We start from the raw sequence: 13,724 nt of genomic DNA on the forward strand, positions 1-13,724 counted from the left end.
TGCGCCCGTTCTCCGGAAGGGGGTGGCAGGATCGGCCCCATGACTTCTCAAGACGCCGCCGCCTCCGCCAAGCCCGCGCCCAAGGACCCCTGGGAGCTGCCCGATGTGTCCGGGCTCGTCGTCGGGGTGCTCGGCGGGACCGGGGACCAGGGGCGGGGGCTCGCGTACCGGCTCGCCCGGGGCGGGCAGCAGGTGATCATCGGATCGCGGGCCGCCGAGCGGGCCGAGACCGCCGCCGCGGAGCTCGGGCTCGGCATCCGCGGGCTGGACAACGCCGGCTGCGCCCGGGAGAGCGACATCGTCATCGTCGCCGTGCCCTGGGACGGGCACGCGAAGACCCTGACCGCCCTGCGCACCGAACTCGCCGGCAAGCTCGTCGTCGACTGCGTCAACCCGCTCGGCTTCGACAAGCAGGGCGCCTACGCCCTCGTCCCCGAGGAGGGCAGCGCCGCCCAGCAGGCCGCCGCCCTGTTGCCCGACTCCCGGGTCACCGCCGCCTTCCACCACCTGTCCGCCGTGCTCCTCCAGGACCCCGAGGTCACCGAGATCCCCACCGACGTCATGGTGCTCGGCGAGGACCGGGCCGACTGCGAGACCGTGCAGGCCCTGGCCCAGCGCATCCCCGGGATGCGCGGCGTGTTCGCCGGACGGCTGCGCAACGCCCACCAGGTGGAGTCGCTGGTCGCCAACCTGATCTCGGTCAACCGCCGCTACAAGGCGCACGCCGGGGTCCGCCTCACCGACATCTGACCCGCTCGGGGACAATGGGCCGCATGTCTTCCAGTGCACCGGCCCCCGGCACCACCACCGACCGCTCCACCCGGCGGCTCGCCCTGTACGCCCTGATCATCTGCGTCCTGGCGGTGGCCGCCGCCGTGGTGTCCTTCGTCAACGGCAGCTTCCTCGGCATCCTGTGGGTGCTGATCGCGGGGCTGGCCTCCAACATCGCCTGGTTCGCGCACAAGAGGGCCGCGGCCGGCCGCTGAGAGCGGCCCGCCGCGACCCGGTGGCGCGCGCCCCGCGCGCCTACACCTTCTTGCGGAACTTCGAGATCGCCAGCGGCGCCGTCACCAGCGTGATACCCACCGACCACAGCACCACCGACAGCGCCGGGCCGCCCACCTCACCGGTGCCGTTGATCAGGTTCCGCGACGCCTCCGCCAGCTGCGACAGCGGGTTGACGTCCGCGAACGCCTGGAGCCAGCCGGGCATCGTCTCCGTCGGGACGAAGATCGACGAGCCGAACTGGAGCGGCATCATCACCATGAACGCCATCCCCTGAATGGCCTGCGCACTGCTCATCGTCAGGCCCAGCAGGATGAAGATCCAGGTCAGCGACGCCCCGAACAGCGTGGACAGGCCCACCGCCGCCAGCAGCTCCAGCCAGCGGCCGTTCAGCTCCATCCCGACCGCCAGGCCCACCACCAGCAGCACCGCCATGGTGACCAGCAGCCGGCCGATCTCCACGACCACCTTCGCGATCAGCACCGAGGAGCGGGCTATCGGCATGGACCGGAACCGGTCCATCACGCCCTTGCTGAAGTCCTCGTGCACCCCCGTGCCCACCGCCATCGCGATGCTCAGGCCCATCATGGCCATCAGCCCCGGCACGATCCAGTTCGGATAGCCGCCGTCCTCCCCGGCGATCGCCCCGCCGAAGACGTACACGAACAGCAGCGTGAACACGATCGGCATCAGCAGCGCGTCGGCCATCGATTCCGGGTTCTGCTTGATCTGCAGCGCGTTGCGCCGCACCAGCGCCCCGATGTGCCGCAGATTCGCCCGCAGCCCGATCCGGCCGTCCTCCGAGCCCTGCACCGGCGCCGCCGGGGCGGGCCTCTCCTGTGTCGTCGTGGCGCTCATGCCTTCGCCGTCTCTTCCTCTGCCTCGTCCGTCTTCGCCGCCGGCCGGCCCGTGATCGACAGGAACACCTCGTCCAGGCTCGGCAGATGGATGCTGATGTCCGCGATGCCGTACCCGCGCGCGCCCAGCAGCCCCACCACCGCGGTCAGCTGCTCGTCACTGATGATCGGCACGCTCAGCGCCTCACCGGCCGGGTCCGTGCCCGCTCCGGCGATGCCGTCGAGACCCGCCTCGGCCACCGCCGCCGTCATCACCGGCAGCTGGTCCGGGTCCACCGGGCGCACCAGCAGCGTCCGCCCGCCCACCTTGGCCTTCAGCTCGCGCACCGTGCCCTCGGCGATCACCTTCCCGTGATCCACCACCGTCAGCTCGGTCGCCAGCTGCTCGGCCTCCTCCATGTACTGCGTGGTCAGCAGCACCGTGTTGCCGTCGGCGACGATCCGCTTCACCTCGTCCCACACCTCGTTGCGGGTACGGGGGTCGAGGCCGGTCGTCGGCTCGTCCAGGTAGAGCACCCGGGGCCGGCCGATCATGGACGCCGCCAGGTCCAGCCGGCGCCGCATCCCGCCCGAGTACTTGCCGACCGGCCGCTTGGCCGCCTCGGTGAGCGAGAACCGCTCCAGCAGCTCGTCCGCCCGCCGCCGGGCCTCGGCCCGGGAGAAATCGAGCAGCCGCCCGATCATGTACAGGTTCTCCCAGCCGGAGAGCTTCTCGTCCACCGAGGCGTACTGGCCGGTCAGCCCGATGGTGCGGCGCAGCGCGCGCGGCTGGCGCACCACGTCGTACCCCGCCACCGTCGCCGTGCCGGCGTCCGGTATCAGCAGGGTGGACAGGCAGCGCACCAGCGTCGTCTTGCCCGCGCCATTGGGACCGAGGACACCCATCACGGTGCCCTCGCGGACATCCAGGTCGATGCCGTCGACTGCCTTGGTCTCCCCGAAATGCTTGACCAAGCCGCGGACCTCGACGGCGTTCCGCCCGCGGCCGGGGGTGTTCACTCGCGTCATGTGCTCCAGGGTGCCAGGGGCCACCGACAAGTCACCGACAGAGTGCCGACACCCGCCCGCGGACGGCCCGCGGGCTCAGGAACGGAAGCTGTGCTCGGGCGCCGGGTACGCCCCCGAGACCACGTCCTCGGCGAACGCCTTCGCGGCGTCCCCCAGGGACTCGCGCAGCCGCGCGTACTGCTTCACGAACCGCGGCATCCGGCCACCGGGCCAGTCCGTCATCCCGGCCATGTCGGTCCACACCAGCACCTGCGCGTCGCACTCCGCGCCCGCCCCGATGCCCACCGTCGGGATGTGCAGCGACCGGGTGACCTCCGCGGCCAGCTCGGCCGTCACCAGCTCCAGCACCACCGCGAACGCCCCGGCGTCCTGCACGGCCTTCGCGTCCCGCAGCAGTTGCTGGGCCGCCTCCTCGCCGCGCCCCTGCACCGGGTGGCCGCCGAACGCCAGCACCGACTGCGGGGTGAGCCCCACATGCGCCATCACCGGGATGCCGGCCTCCACCAGCAGCCGGATCTGGTCGGCCGAGCGCTCGCCGCCCTCCAGCTTCACCGCGCCGACCCCGGCCTCCTTCAGCAGCCGGGTGGCGCTGCGCAGCGCCTGCGCCGGGCCCTCCTGGTACGAGCCGAACGGCAGGTCGCCGACGATCAGCGCCCGCCGCGTGCCGCGCACCACGGCCGCCGACAGCATGGTCATCTCGTCGAGGGTGACGGGCACGGTGGAGTCGTAGCCGAGGTGGGTGTTGCCCATCGAGTCGCCGACCAGCATCACCGGGATGCCGGCCTCGTCGAAGACGGAGGCGGTCATCGCGTCGTAGGCGGTGAGCATCGGCCACTTCTCGCCGCGCCGCTTGGCCGCCGCTATGTCACGGACAGTGATACGGCGGCTGCTCTTGCCCCCGTACAGTCCCGGATTCCGGGCAGCGTTCTGCTGCGTCATCGCTGTGCTCCATTCGTCGTCTCGAAGCGCCGTCACGGCGTCCCCGGATCGCCTCCCATGGTCGCATCGATCCCCGGGCACCGGAAGCGGCGCGGACGGAACCCGGCACCGCCTCGCGGGCGTCCCAGCCGTTGGCCGGGTGTTCACCCCGGCGGCCTGCACGGATGCGCTCGGGGGGTCCCGGTTCGCGTAAGGTTCCGGGGGCGGAGAGCGACGGTTGGTGAGGGCGGCGCATGACTTTGGTGGACACCCCGGGGGACGACGGAACACCACCGGAGGCGCCCCGCCGGGCCCGCGCGCGCTGGAGCGACCGGGTCGGCCGCTGGCGCCGGGGGGTGATCGTCGCGGTCGCGGCGGTGCTGCTGGCCCTGACGATGCTGCTGCACTCCCGGATCCCCAACCGGATCGGCAACCTCGGCAGCCTGCTGGAGACCTTCCTCCCCTGGGCCGGCCTCGCCATCCCGGTGCTCGCCCTGTGCGCGGTGCTGCGCCGCTCGTTCACGGCCCTGGCGGCGCTGCTGGTGCCCCTGCTGGTGTGGCTGAACCTGTTCGGCGGGCTGCTGCTGGACAAGACCGGCAGCGGCGGCGCCCTCATGGTGATCAGCCACAACGTGGACGCCGACAACGAGGACCCGGCCGGCACCGCCGCCGACCTGGCGGCCACCGGCGCGGACCTCATCGCCCTCCAGGAGCTGCCGCAGGGCAAGAGCGAGCAGTACGAGGAGGGGCTGGCCGAGGCGTACCCGTACCACACGGTGATCGGCACCATCGGGCTGTGGAGCCGCATCCCGCTCGGTGAGACCACCGAGGTGGACATCGGCATGGCCTGGCCGCGGGCGCTGCGCACCACCGTGCACGCCGATCAGGGCGAGGTGGCGGTTCTGGTGGCGCACCTGCCTTCGGTGCGGGTGCAGTTCCGGGCCGGGTTCACCGCCGAGCAGCGCGACCAGGCGGCCGAGCTGCTCGGGCGGGCCATCGCGGACGAGCCGCTGAGCCGGCTGCTGGTGCTGGGCGACCTGAACGGCACGATGAACGACCGCGCGCTCGCCCCGGTCACCTCCCAGCTGCGCTCCACCCAGGGCGCGGCGGGCGCGGGCTTCGGCTTCAGCTGGCCGGCGAACTTCCCGGTGACCCGGATCGACCAGATCCTGGTGCGCGATCTGGAGCCGGTGTCCTCCTGGACCCTGCCGGCCACCGGCAGCGACCACCTGCCGGTGGCGGCGCGGCTCGACTTCTGACCCGGGGGCCCGGGGCGGGCCGCGCCCACCCGGGCCGGCCCGCCCCGCCCCGTACGTCCTGTCCCGTACGCCCGGTTTTCGGGGCTTTCTCCGAACGGCCGGCCGGCCGTTTATGTTGGAGAGGTGGGGAACCGCCCCCCCCCGCAGGAGGAAGCGACAGACATGGCCCGTACCCGTTTCGCCCCGGACCGTGGGCTCACCCAGCGCATGGTGACCACCATGTTCCTCATCGGGCTGCTGTACGTGGTCTTCGTCGGCGTCCTGATCGCCCTGCTGGGCAAGGCGTGGCCGCTGATCGTGCTCATCGCGGGTGGGCTCTTCGTCGTCCAGTTCTGGTTCAGCGACCGGATCGCCGCCTACAGCATGGGCGCCCGCGAGGTCACCCCCGAGCAGGCACCCGAGCTGCACGGGGCGATCGACCGGCTGTGCGCGCTGGCCGACATGCCCAAGCCCAAGGTCGCCATCGCCGACACCGACGTCCCGAACGCCTTCGCCACCGGGCGCAGCCGGCACAAGTCGCTGGTCTGCGTCACCACCGGGCTGCTGCGCCGGCTGGAGCCCGATGAGCTGGAAGGGGTGCTGGCGCACGAGATGTCGCACGTGGCGCACCGTGACGTCGCCGTGATGACCATCGCCGGGTTCCTCGGCGTGCTGGCCGGACTGATCACCAGGATGGCCCTGTGGGGCGGCCTCGGCCGGGCCCGCGGCAACAACAACCAGAACATCGCCCTGCTGCTGATCCCGCTGATCAGCGCGGTGGTGTACGTGATCAGCTATCTGCTGACCCGGCTGCTCTCCCGCTACCGGGAGCTGGCCGCCGACCGGGCCGGTGCGCTGCTGACCGGGCGGCCCTCGGCGCTGGCCTCCGCGCTGACCAAGATCTCCGGCCAGATGGCCCGGGTGCCCACCCGCGATCTGCGGCAGGCGGAGCCGTTCAACGCGTTCTACTTCGCCCCGGCGATCTCCGGCGAGAGCATGAGCAATCTGCTCTCCTCGCACCCCACCCTGGAGAAGCGCCTCGACCAGCTGGGCCGGATCTCGGCCGAGCTGGGCCGCCCGTAGGATCGGCAGCCCCGTCCTCCTGCCCGACCCGACCGCCGAAGGTGCTGATCCTCCCGTGGGCTTCCTCGACATCATCCTGGGCCGCAGCAAGCCGGTGAAACCCGACCTGGACCAGCTGTTCGCGGTGCCGTCCGCCGCGCTGACCCTTGAGGCCGGCGCCGGGTTCACCCCCACCGGGCGCGGCTCGGTGTGCTTCGCCAGCGTGGAGGGCGGCGCGTTCGCCCGCATCCAGGAGGACGTGCGCGGGCTGCTGGACGCCGACACCGCCACCGGCGGGGTGCCCGTCGAGTACAGCCAGGACGGCTACGGCTACACCTGGCTGCTCGCCGAGCACGACCCGTCCGATGCGGCGGGACTGGTCAACGATCTGCACGCGGTGAACACCCTGCTCCAGGACGGCGGTTTCGGGCCGCAGCTGCTGTGCTCGCTGATCGGGTTCACCGACGAGCGGGACCGTCCGCTGGCCCTGGTCTACCTCTACAAGCGGGGCACGTTCTACCCCTTCGCCCCGGTGCCGGGCGGCGGGGAGAAGCGCGACACCCCGCTGGAGCTCCAGATGCGCGGCCTGCTGGAGAACGATCTGCGGCTGGAGAAGGATCTCAGCCGCTGGTTCCCGGTCTGGGGCGCCCCCGGTCTGTGAGCCCACCGGCTCCCTCACCCCCTTCTGCCTCTCCCGCCCCACGCGTTACCGAAGATCACCCGAATGGCAGCAAAACAAGCGGAATGATCCACTCCAAACGCAAACATTCGGTCAGGATCGTGCGGGTACAGATTGCCGGAAAAGGCAGCCGGGCAAGGAACTCCACGTCCCGCTGATGAACAGATGTTCATGGAAGGGGCTGGAGAGAGGAGGTCGCATGCCGCAGAACGTCACCTTCTTCCTGCCGTTCGAGGCCGGATCGAATCCCGACGCAGCCCGCGCCGGTGCACACCACCTGGACTGGATCCGCGCCCACGGCCTGGTGCGCGGCGAACAGGCCCTGCGCCGGTACCGCGAGTGGCTGCTCACCGACCTCGCCGGCTACGCCTACCCGGAAGCCCGCGGTGCCGACCTCGACCTGGTCACCGACGCCGTGTGCATCGGCTTCCCGCTGGACGACCAGTTCGACGGGCCGCGCGGCAGCCACCCCGAGCACGTCGCCCGGCTCAGCACCGAACTCGCCGCCATCCCGTACCGCGAACCCGGCACCCCGCCCGCACTGGACACCCCCCTCACCCGCGCCTACACCGATGTGTGGCGGCGCAGCGCCGAGGGCATGTCCGCGCAGTGGCGCACCCGCGCTGCCGCCACCTACACCCGCTTCTTCCGCGCCTATGTCGAAGAGGCCCACAACCGGCGCTCCGGCGCCCTGCTGGACGAGAAGACCTACATCACCCTGCGGCGCGAGGCCGTCGGCACCGGCCCCTGCTTCGACCTCATCGAACGCGCCGGACACTTCGAGCTCCCCGAGGACCTGTACTGGAGCCCCGGCGTGCAGACCCTGCTGCGCGGCGCCACCGACGTGATCTTCCTCTGCAACGACGCGCACTCCGTGGAACGCGAGGAGGCCCAGGGCGACCCGCACAATCTCGTCCTCATCACCCAGCGCACCCGGGGCTGCTCGCGCGCCGACGCCCTGGAGCGGGTCGGCGCCCTGGTCCGCAACACGGTCCGCGGCTTCCAGGACACCGCACACACCCTCCTCCAGCGGTACGCCGGCACCCCCGAGCGGGAGCTGCTCGCCCGGCACATCGCCGGTCTGCGGCACTGGATGATCGGCAACCAGCGCTGGGGCACCGTCTCGGCCCGCTACGCCACCGAGAACATCGGCGTCGAGGTGATCCCGGACGACATCGGCTCGGCGGGAGCGGACCGATCCGGCGCGATCAGCGGCCCCACAGCCGGTTCCACCAGCTCCGCCGCCCGTCCCTGAGCCCGGCCCCCGGCCCCTGAGCGGCGCCGGGGCCGGACCGGTCCGGGTTCTGGACCGCCGTCAGCACCCCCGACTCCGTACGCGCCCCCCGCGCCAGCCGGTCGCGGGCCGCCGCGTGCTGCACCGCGCGGTGCCCCAGCTCCTCCGGGGTGAACCGGATCGGTGCGATCGGCGTCGGCGCGTCCCGGGGTGTGAACCGCACCGGCAGCCGGTCCAGGTGCCGGGACCAGGTGGAGGCGGACCAGGTCAGCTCGTCCGCCTCGATCGTCATGTGGATGTCCGGCAGCCGGTACAGCAGCGCCTCGATCGCCGACCCCGTGATGGCCCGCCCGATGTCCGCGCCGGGACACTCGTGGGCGCCACTGGTGAACGACAGGTGCGAGCGGTTGCCGTACATCATCGTCCCCGGCGCGGGCCGCACCACCGGGTCCACGTTGCCGGCCGAGAGGGCCAGCAGCATGGCGTCGCCCTTCTTGATGTGCTGCCCGCCCAGCTCCATGTCGAACATCGCGAACCCGCCGGGGCAGACCGCGATCGGCGGCTCGTCCCACAGCACCTGTTCGACCGCCGCCGGCAGCGTCATCCGCCCGCCGTGCAGCGACCCGCGGAACCGGGGGTGGGTGAAGACCACGCGCAGCGTGTTGACGATGAGGTTGGTGGTGGTCTCGTTGGCGGACACCAGCACCAGCCGCAGGTGGTGCAGCACTTCCTCGTCGGTGAGCCGGGCCGGGTGCTCGATCAGCCAGCTGGCCAGGTCGGGGCCCGGCGCCTCGTGCTTGGCCGCCACCAGCTCCCGCAGCCGCCGCTGGATGAACTGGTCGGCCGTCACCGCCTTCTCGGTGCCGATCAGCAGCTGCCGGGCCGCCTCGGTCATCGGCGGGCCGTCCTCCTCGTCGAGCCCGGCCAGCCGCCCCATCACCCGCATCGGCAGCAGCTGCGCGTACTGGCTCAGCAGCTCGGCCTCGCCCGCGTCCACGAACTCGTTGATCAGATGGTTGGCGTACCGGGCGACCAGCCGGCGGATCGCCCGCCGGTCGAACCGCTCCAGCGACTCGTTGACCGCCCCGCGCAGCCGGTGGTGCACCGCGCCGTCCTGGTGGGTGGCGTCCGGGCCCCAGGCCAGCACCGGGGCGATCGGGTCGTGCGGGCCCACCACCCCGTTCTGCCAGTCCCGCCAGTTGCGGCCGTCCCGGCTGTAGCGGCGCGGATGCCGGCACACCTCCAGGATCTCGTGGTAGCCGAGGACCAGCCACGCCGGTACGTCACCCTCCAGCAGCACCGGCGCCACCGGCCCGTGGTCGGCACGCAGCCGCTCGTACAGCCCGACCGGGTCCGCCGACGCCTCCGGCCCGAACAGCCGGGTCACCCCGCCGGGCCCGTACGGACCGACCGGCTGCGCCGGGCCGGAGACCGCCGGGCCCGCCGCACCGCCGGAGCCGCCCGCGTGGGCCGGGCAGCCGGGCGGTGGCTGCCCACCCGGCGTCCGGAAACCTGACGCGTCGGCAGCGGGCCCGCTCATCGTGTGACCTCCGAGGGTGCTTGGGTGGCATTCGTGTACAGATAACGCATCAGGGTCAGCAGGACGTCGCGGCTGGACTCCAGCATCCGGGCGTCGCAGTTGACCAGCGGGACGTCCTCGCCCAGGTCGAGCGCGGAGCGCAGCGCCGCCACCGAGTGCAGCGGCGCGTCGGGGAAGTTGTTGACGGCCACGACGAAGGGCACGTTGCCGGCCTCCAGCCGGTCCATCGCCTGGAAACTGTCCTCCAGCCGCCGGGTGTCCACCAGCACGACCGCGCCCAGCGCCCCCTCGATCACGCCGTTCCACAGGAACCAGAACCGCTGCTGCCCCGGGGTGCCGAACAGGTAGAGCACCAGTTGCTGATTGAGGGTGATCCGGCCGAAGTCCATGGCCACGGTCGTGTCCGTCTTGTGCTCCACCCCGCGCAGCGAGTCGACGCCGACACTGTTGCGGGTCATGGTCTCCTCGGTGGTCAGCGGGCGGATCTCGCTCACCGAGCCGACCATCGTGGTCTTGCCGACGCCGAAGCCGCCGACGATCACCACCTTGACGGACTTCTCCGTCGAGGCGGGCAGCAGATCCTCCGGCCGTGGGCCCAGGGAGAGGTCAGAGCCGTTGTAGTCCATCGATCAAAGCCTTCAGGGTGTCGATATCGGGATCCGTCGCGGAGCGCTGCGGCATCGCGCTTCTCGCTTCCCTGACCTCCACGTGGGAATTGGCCACCAGATCCGCCAGCAGCACATTGACCGCGCTGAACGGCAGATCGATGTACGCGGAGATCTCGGCCACGGACAGGGGGTTGCCGCACATCCGCAGAATGGCCGCCTGCTCGGGATGCATACCGGAGGAGGGAGCGGACCGGGACACGACCAGCGTGACCAGATCCAGGACTAAGTGATCCTCCTTGCCCTCACTGCGCCCGCCGGTGATGACATACAGCGGTACGGGGGCCTCGTCCTCCTGGCCGTCCGCCCCGCCGCTGCCGTCCCGCCGTTTCCGGCTCATGGCGCCGCCTGTTCGGGCGCGCGCACCGCACTGGACAGATGCTCTCCCAGCCGCAGCACGAGGTCCCGCATCCGCTGGCTGACCATGGTGGCGCTCACCTCGGCGCTCGCGGTGACCGCGAGATAGGAGCGGGAGCCGGCCGACATCAGATAGAAGAAGCCGCCGGTCAGCTCCAGCACCACCATTCGTACGTCGTTCTCCTCGTCGGGGAATTCCATCGCCACGGACTGCGCCAGGCTCTTGAGGCCGGAGCCGGCGGCGGCCAGCCGCTCCCCGGCATCCCGGTCGTCGCCGTGCTGAGCCATGCACAGTCCGTCTGCGGACAGCAGGACGATGTGCCCGATTCCGGGCACGGAGGACGCCAGGTCCTTCAGCATCCAGTCCATGTTCATCAGCCGCTGTGTCACGTGCTCTACCACCTGTTACACCCTTTACTTCCGGAGGTCGTTGCCGGTCGGCTGATCGGCGGAGGAATGGTCCGTACCACTGGGGTGCCCGCCGTCGGCCGCCGCGAGCCCGGCGAAGAAGTCGGAGACCCACAGGCCCGACTCCACCCGGCGGGCGGTCTTGCCGCCCGCCCGGTCGGCGCTCTCACCCGCGTCGCCCGCGGGCGGCGGGGCGGCTCCCCGCCCCGGCTGCGGCTGCCGCGCGGCCTGCGCGGCGGCGGCGCGCCGGGGGTTGTCGAACGCGCGGTTGCGGTGCCGCTGGGGCAGGCCGTTCTCATTGCGCTCGTACGCGATCTCTTCGTCCTCGTCGACCGGGCGGGCGAGCCCCGGAGCCATCACCGGGTGCGGCTTGGGACGCATCCCGGGGATCGGGTACTTGGGCTCGGGCAGCTGGGTCAGCAGTTCCTGCGGCACGAAGACGACCGCGCGCACCCCGTTCCCGGTGGAGGGGCGCAGCGTCAGCCGCAGCCCGAACCGGTTGGACAGGATGGAGGCGACGCGCAGGCCGACCCGGGCGGTCTCGCCGAGGTCGGAGAGGTCGAGGCCGTCGGCGGCCTGCTTCATCAGGAACTCGGCGTGCTTGCGGGACTCCTCGGTGAGCCCCATCCCCTTGTCCTCGATGGAGATCTCGACGCCGGCGGCGACCTCCTCGGTGTTCATCACCACGGAGGTGCTGGGCGGGGAGTAGCGGCAGGCGTTGTCCAGCAGCTCGGCCAGGACGAGGATGACGGACTCGGCCGCCGGGCCGACCACCGCGATCTCGGCGACGTGGTGCTGCTCGACGCGCAGGTACTCCTGGATGGGGGCGCTGCCGGCCCGCATCACGTCGTAGAGGGAGATCGGCCGCTGCCAGCGCCGCATCGGGGCGCCGCCGCCGAGGACGGCGAGTGAGGTGGCGAACCGGCCGGTCACGTTGATGCCGTGCTCCAGATGCATCAGGTCGCCCAGGATCTCCGGGCCGCCGTGCCGGTACTGCATCTTGTTGATGTCGTCCTGGAGCCGGTGGATCTCGGACTGGATGCGGCAGGAGATGTTGACGATGGCGCGGTTCGCGGAGTCCTTGGCGTGCTCGCGTTCCTGGACGGCGACGCCGGACTTGAACAGCGCGGTGTAGTAGGAGGCGCCGATCTCCGGGTCGCTGGAGAGCTCGCTGTGGTCGCGGGGTGTCACCTCGGAGGGCGAGGCGCCGTCCTGCACCTTGTCGAGGACCACCGGGAAGATCTTCCAGGCGAGGTGGTGGGCCTCCTTGCGCCGGGCCGCCCGCTCGGTGGCCAGCTGCTCCTTGAGCGCGGCGAGCGCCAGTCCGCGGCGCGCCGCCTCCGCGGAGAGCGCGGCCACCAGGATCATGGCCACCACCGCGCACCAGGCCACCGCCGCCCGCTGCTCGCCGCCCACCAGCAGCAGGGCGGCGACGGCGCCGACGGCGGTCAGCGCCGGCGGCACGATCCACGCTCCCGGACGCGGGGGGCGCTCACTCCGCTGTAATGAACCTGCTCGCACCATGGGCTTCCTCACTAGCGTTGCGATGGACAGTGGTGATGGACAGAGGGCTGCGGTTGCGGATGAGGAGGGGGTATGCCTCTGACATACGTGCGTCCGCTCGCGGGCAGCGGCAACCCAGCCGCGACTAGGGCGTTTCTTTCGGATCACCGGATCGTTGGTCTGGTGTGTCGTTGACTGATGCCCAGTGGGCGAGGATCGAGCCGTTGCTGCCGGATCGGACTCCGAAGCGGGGAGGGCGGTGGCGTGATCACCGTCTGGTGATCGACGCGATCGCGTTCAAGTACCGCACCGGCACGCCGTGGATGGACCTGCCCGAACACTTCGGGTCGTGGAAGGGCGTCCACAACCGACTGCGGAAGTGGGCCGCCGACGGCACGTGGGAGAAGGTCTTCACCGCCCTGCTCGCCCGGGCCGACGCCGAAGGCGACCTCGACTGGGTCGTCGCCGTCGACTCCACCATCGTCCGTGCCCACCAGCACGCCGCCGGAGCCCGTAAAAAGGGGCCCCGGCCGGCGAGCCGGATCATCATGCCCTCGGACGGTCCCGCGGCGGGCTGACCACCAAGATCCACCTCGCCGCAGACGGCCACTGCCGCCCGTTGGCCTTCGTCATCACCCCCGGCCAAGCCGGTGATGCACCCGCGTTTCCCCGGGTCATGTCCCGCTTACGGGTGCCCCGGCCGATCGGCAGGCCCAGGACCACACCGGAAGTGGTCCTGGCCGACAAGGCGTATTCGTCCCGCGCGATCCGCAGCCACCTGCGGCAGCGTGGGATCCGGACGGTGATTCCCCAGCCAGCCGACCAGGCCGCGAACCGCAAACGGCGCGGCAGGCTGGGCGGCCGCCCGCCGGCCCTCGACCGCGAGGCATACAAGCAGCGGAACACGGTCGAACGCTGCATCAACAAGCTCAAGCAATGGCGCGGCCTGGCCACCCGCTACGACAAGACCGCAACCAGCTACCTCGCCGGACTCCACCTCGCCGCCATCTTCATCTGGTCGGCGAGATGATCCGGAAGAAACGCCCTAGCTGTAGTGGCCGCAACTCGCTATGTGACAGGGAGAGTACGGGGCCGCAAGCCCCCGGCGCAGCGAGTTCGGAAAACGTCCCCCGAACGAGTCCGTGAGCGGGGGCGCGCACGGGCGTGACAAGCCGATGAACTGCGCGGATGCGCCGGGGCGCGTGCTGAAACACGCCCCGCACATGCATGGCCAAAGCTCATCGGACGGC

The 13,724-nt window shown here is 71.4% G+C and carries 15 protein-coding genes; 7 read left to right on the forward strand and 8 right to left on the reverse strand.

All coding sequences use genetic code 11. The features are described 5' to 3' along the window. Window positions 1-39 precede the first annotated feature (39 nt). Window positions 40-750, forward strand: coding sequence for an NADPH-dependent F420 reductase (gene npdG / locus BM385_RS09290; RefSeq protein WP_093842761.1), 711 nt, complete (start codon window positions 40-42; stop codon window positions 748-750). Between the two features lie 23 nt (window positions 751-773). Beyond that, a complete protein-coding gene (locus tag BM385_RS09295) occupies window positions 774-986 on the forward strand; it encodes a hypothetical protein (RefSeq protein ID WP_019432982.1) in 213 nt (70 codons plus the stop codon). Window positions 987-1,026: 40 nt separating this feature from the next. On the opposite strand, the gene BM385_RS09300 is transcribed toward BM385_RS09295, so the two are convergent. The 3 genes from BM385_RS09300 to panB form a co-directional block, all read right to left on the reverse strand. Next, complete coding sequence (locus BM385_RS09300) at window positions 1,027-1,863, reverse strand: ABC transporter permease (RefSeq protein ID WP_026047293.1); 837 nt, start codon at window positions 1,861-1,863, stop codon at window positions 1,027-1,029. Then, entirely contained in the window at window positions 1,860-2,870 is a 1,011-nt protein-coding gene (locus BM385_RS09305) for an ATP-binding cassette domain-containing protein (protein WP_026047292.1), read from the reverse strand. The genes BM385_RS09300 and BM385_RS09305 overlap by 4 nt, the downstream gene beginning before the upstream one ends. Window positions 2,871-2,945: 75 nt before the next feature. Further along, the gene (gene panB, locus BM385_RS09310) at window positions 2,946-3,809 is read right to left on the reverse strand and encodes a 3-methyl-2-oxobutanoate hydroxymethyltransferase (protein WP_019432979.1); all 864 of its coding nucleotides are present in this window, start codon (window positions 3,807-3,809) and stop codon (window positions 2,946-2,948) included. Between the two features lie 233 nt (window positions 3,810-4,042). Here panB and BM385_RS09315 point away from each other — a divergent pair, with 233 nt between their 5' ends. The 4 genes from BM385_RS09315 (at window position 4,043) to BM385_RS09330 (ending at window position 8,022) form a co-directional block, all read left to right on the forward strand. Then, window positions 4,043-5,047, forward strand: coding sequence for an endonuclease/exonuclease/phosphatase family protein (locus BM385_RS09315; protein WP_037755730.1), 1,005 nt, complete (start codon window positions 4,043-4,045; stop codon window positions 5,045-5,047). Window positions 5,048-5,209: 162 nt separating this feature from the next. Continuing rightward, window positions 5,210-6,109 carry a zinc metalloprotease HtpX gene (gene htpX, locus BM385_RS09320; protein ID WP_093842762.1) on the forward strand — a complete coding sequence of 300 codons (900 nt, stop codon included), beginning with the start codon at window positions 5,210-5,212 and terminating at the stop codon, window positions 6,107-6,109. Window positions 6,110-6,164: 55 nt separating this feature from the next. Continuing rightward, window positions 6,165-6,749, forward strand: a complete 585-nt coding sequence (gene pspAB / locus BM385_RS09325) for a PspA-associated protein PspAB (protein WP_019432976.1) — start codon at window positions 6,165-6,167, stop codon at window positions 6,747-6,749. Between the two features lie 217 nt (window positions 6,750-6,966). Next, complete coding sequence (locus BM385_RS09330; RefSeq protein WP_093842763.1) at window positions 6,967-8,022, forward strand: terpene synthase family protein; 1,056 nt, start codon at window positions 6,967-6,969, stop codon at window positions 8,020-8,022. Here the strand turns inward: BM385_RS09330 and BM385_RS09335 are convergent. From BM385_RS09335 to BM385_RS09355, 5 genes are read right to left on the reverse strand one after another with little or no spacing between them, the layout of a single operon-like run. Beyond that, a complete protein-coding gene (locus BM385_RS09335; RefSeq protein WP_139275156.1) occupies window positions 7,976-9,541 on the reverse strand; it encodes a cytochrome P450 in 1,566 nt (521 codons plus the stop codon). The two genes, BM385_RS09330 and BM385_RS09335, sit on opposite strands and share 47 nt — an antisense overlap. Continuing rightward, window positions 9,538-10,167 carry a GTP-binding protein gene (locus BM385_RS09340; RefSeq protein WP_019432973.1) on the reverse strand — a complete coding sequence of 210 codons (630 nt, stop codon included), beginning with the start codon at window positions 10,165-10,167 and terminating at the stop codon, window positions 9,538-9,540. Before BM385_RS09340 ends, BM385_RS09335 begins: the two co-directional genes overlap by 4 nt. Beyond that, on the reverse strand, window positions 10,148-10,546 hold the full coding sequence (locus tag BM385_RS09345) for a DUF742 domain-containing protein (RefSeq protein WP_019432972.1): 399 nt from the start codon (window positions 10,544-10,546) through the stop codon (window positions 10,148-10,150). The genes BM385_RS09340 and BM385_RS09345 overlap by 20 nt, the downstream gene beginning before the upstream one ends. Beyond that, window positions 10,543-10,932, reverse strand: coding sequence for a roadblock/LC7 domain-containing protein (locus tag BM385_RS09350; RefSeq protein ID WP_037755755.1), 390 nt, complete (start codon window positions 10,930-10,932; stop codon window positions 10,543-10,545). Before BM385_RS09350 ends, BM385_RS09345 begins: the two co-directional genes overlap by 4 nt. 45 nt (window positions 10,933-10,977) lie before the next feature. Next, complete coding sequence (locus BM385_RS09355; protein WP_019432970.1) at window positions 10,978-12,435, reverse strand: ATP-binding protein; 1,458 nt, start codon at window positions 12,433-12,435, stop codon at window positions 10,978-10,980. 224 nt (window positions 12,436-12,659) lie between these two features. Here BM385_RS09355 and BM385_RS09360 point away from each other — a divergent pair. After that, window positions 12,660-13,504, forward strand: a protein-coding gene (locus BM385_RS09360) for an IS5 family transposase (protein ID WP_425506135.1) whose coding sequence is annotated in 2 segments (ribosomal slippage) — window positions 12,660-13,016 and window positions 13,019-13,504 — 843 coding nt in all. Because the reading frame shifts where the segments join, the coding sequence is not laid out codon by codon here. Window positions 13,505-13,724: the final 220 nt, after the last annotated feature.

The organism is Streptomyces harbinensis (assembly GCF_900116145.1).
Lineage (GTDB): Bacteria > Actinomycetota > Actinomycetes > Streptomycetales > Streptomycetaceae > Streptomyces > Streptomyces carpaticus.

Excerpts from the sequence above, each read along its gene's own strand:
- htpX (WP_093842762.1), top strand. The coding sequence starts at position 5,210 with ATGGCCCGTACCCGTTTCGCCCCGGACCGTGGGCTCACCCAGCGCATG.
- BM385_RS09305 (WP_026047292.1), bottom strand. The coding sequence starts at position 2,870 with ATGACGCGAGTGAACACCCCCGGCCGCGGGCGGAACGCCGTCGAGGTC.
- BM385_RS09300 (WP_026047293.1), bottom strand. The coding sequence starts at position 1,863 with ATGAGCGCCACGACGACACAGGAGAGGCCCGCCCCGGCGGCGCCGGTG.
- BM385_RS09295 (WP_019432982.1), top strand. The coding sequence starts at position 774 with ATGTCTTCCAGTGCACCGGCCCCCGGCACCACCACCGACCGCTCCACC.
- panB (WP_019432979.1), bottom strand. The coding sequence starts at position 3,809 with ATGACGCAGCAGAACGCTGCCCGGAATCCGGGACTGTACGGGGGCAAG.
- BM385_RS09330 (WP_093842763.1), top strand. The coding sequence starts at position 6,967 with ATGCCGCAGAACGTCACCTTCTTCCTGCCGTTCGAGGCCGGATCGAAT.
- BM385_RS09345 (WP_019432972.1), bottom strand. The coding sequence starts at position 10,546 with ATGAGCCGGAAACGGCGGGACGGCAGCGGCGGGGCGGACGGCCAGGAG.
- npdG (WP_093842761.1), top strand. The coding sequence starts at position 40 with ATGACTTCTCAAGACGCCGCCGCCTCCGCCAAGCCCGCGCCCAAGGAC.
- BM385_RS09340 (WP_019432973.1), bottom strand. The coding sequence starts at position 10,167 with ATGGACTACAACGGCTCTGACCTCTCCCTGGGCCCACGGCCGGAGGAT.
- BM385_RS09350 (WP_037755755.1), bottom strand. The coding sequence starts at position 10,932 with ATGGACTGGATGCTGAAGGACCTGGCGTCCTCCGTGCCCGGAATCGGG.
- BM385_RS09335 (WP_139275156.1), bottom strand. The coding sequence starts at position 9,541 with ATGAGCGGGCCCGCTGCCGACGCGTCAGGTTTCCGGACGCCGGGTGGG.
- BM385_RS09315 (WP_037755730.1), top strand. The coding sequence starts at position 4,043 with ATGACTTTGGTGGACACCCCGGGGGACGACGGAACACCACCGGAGGCG.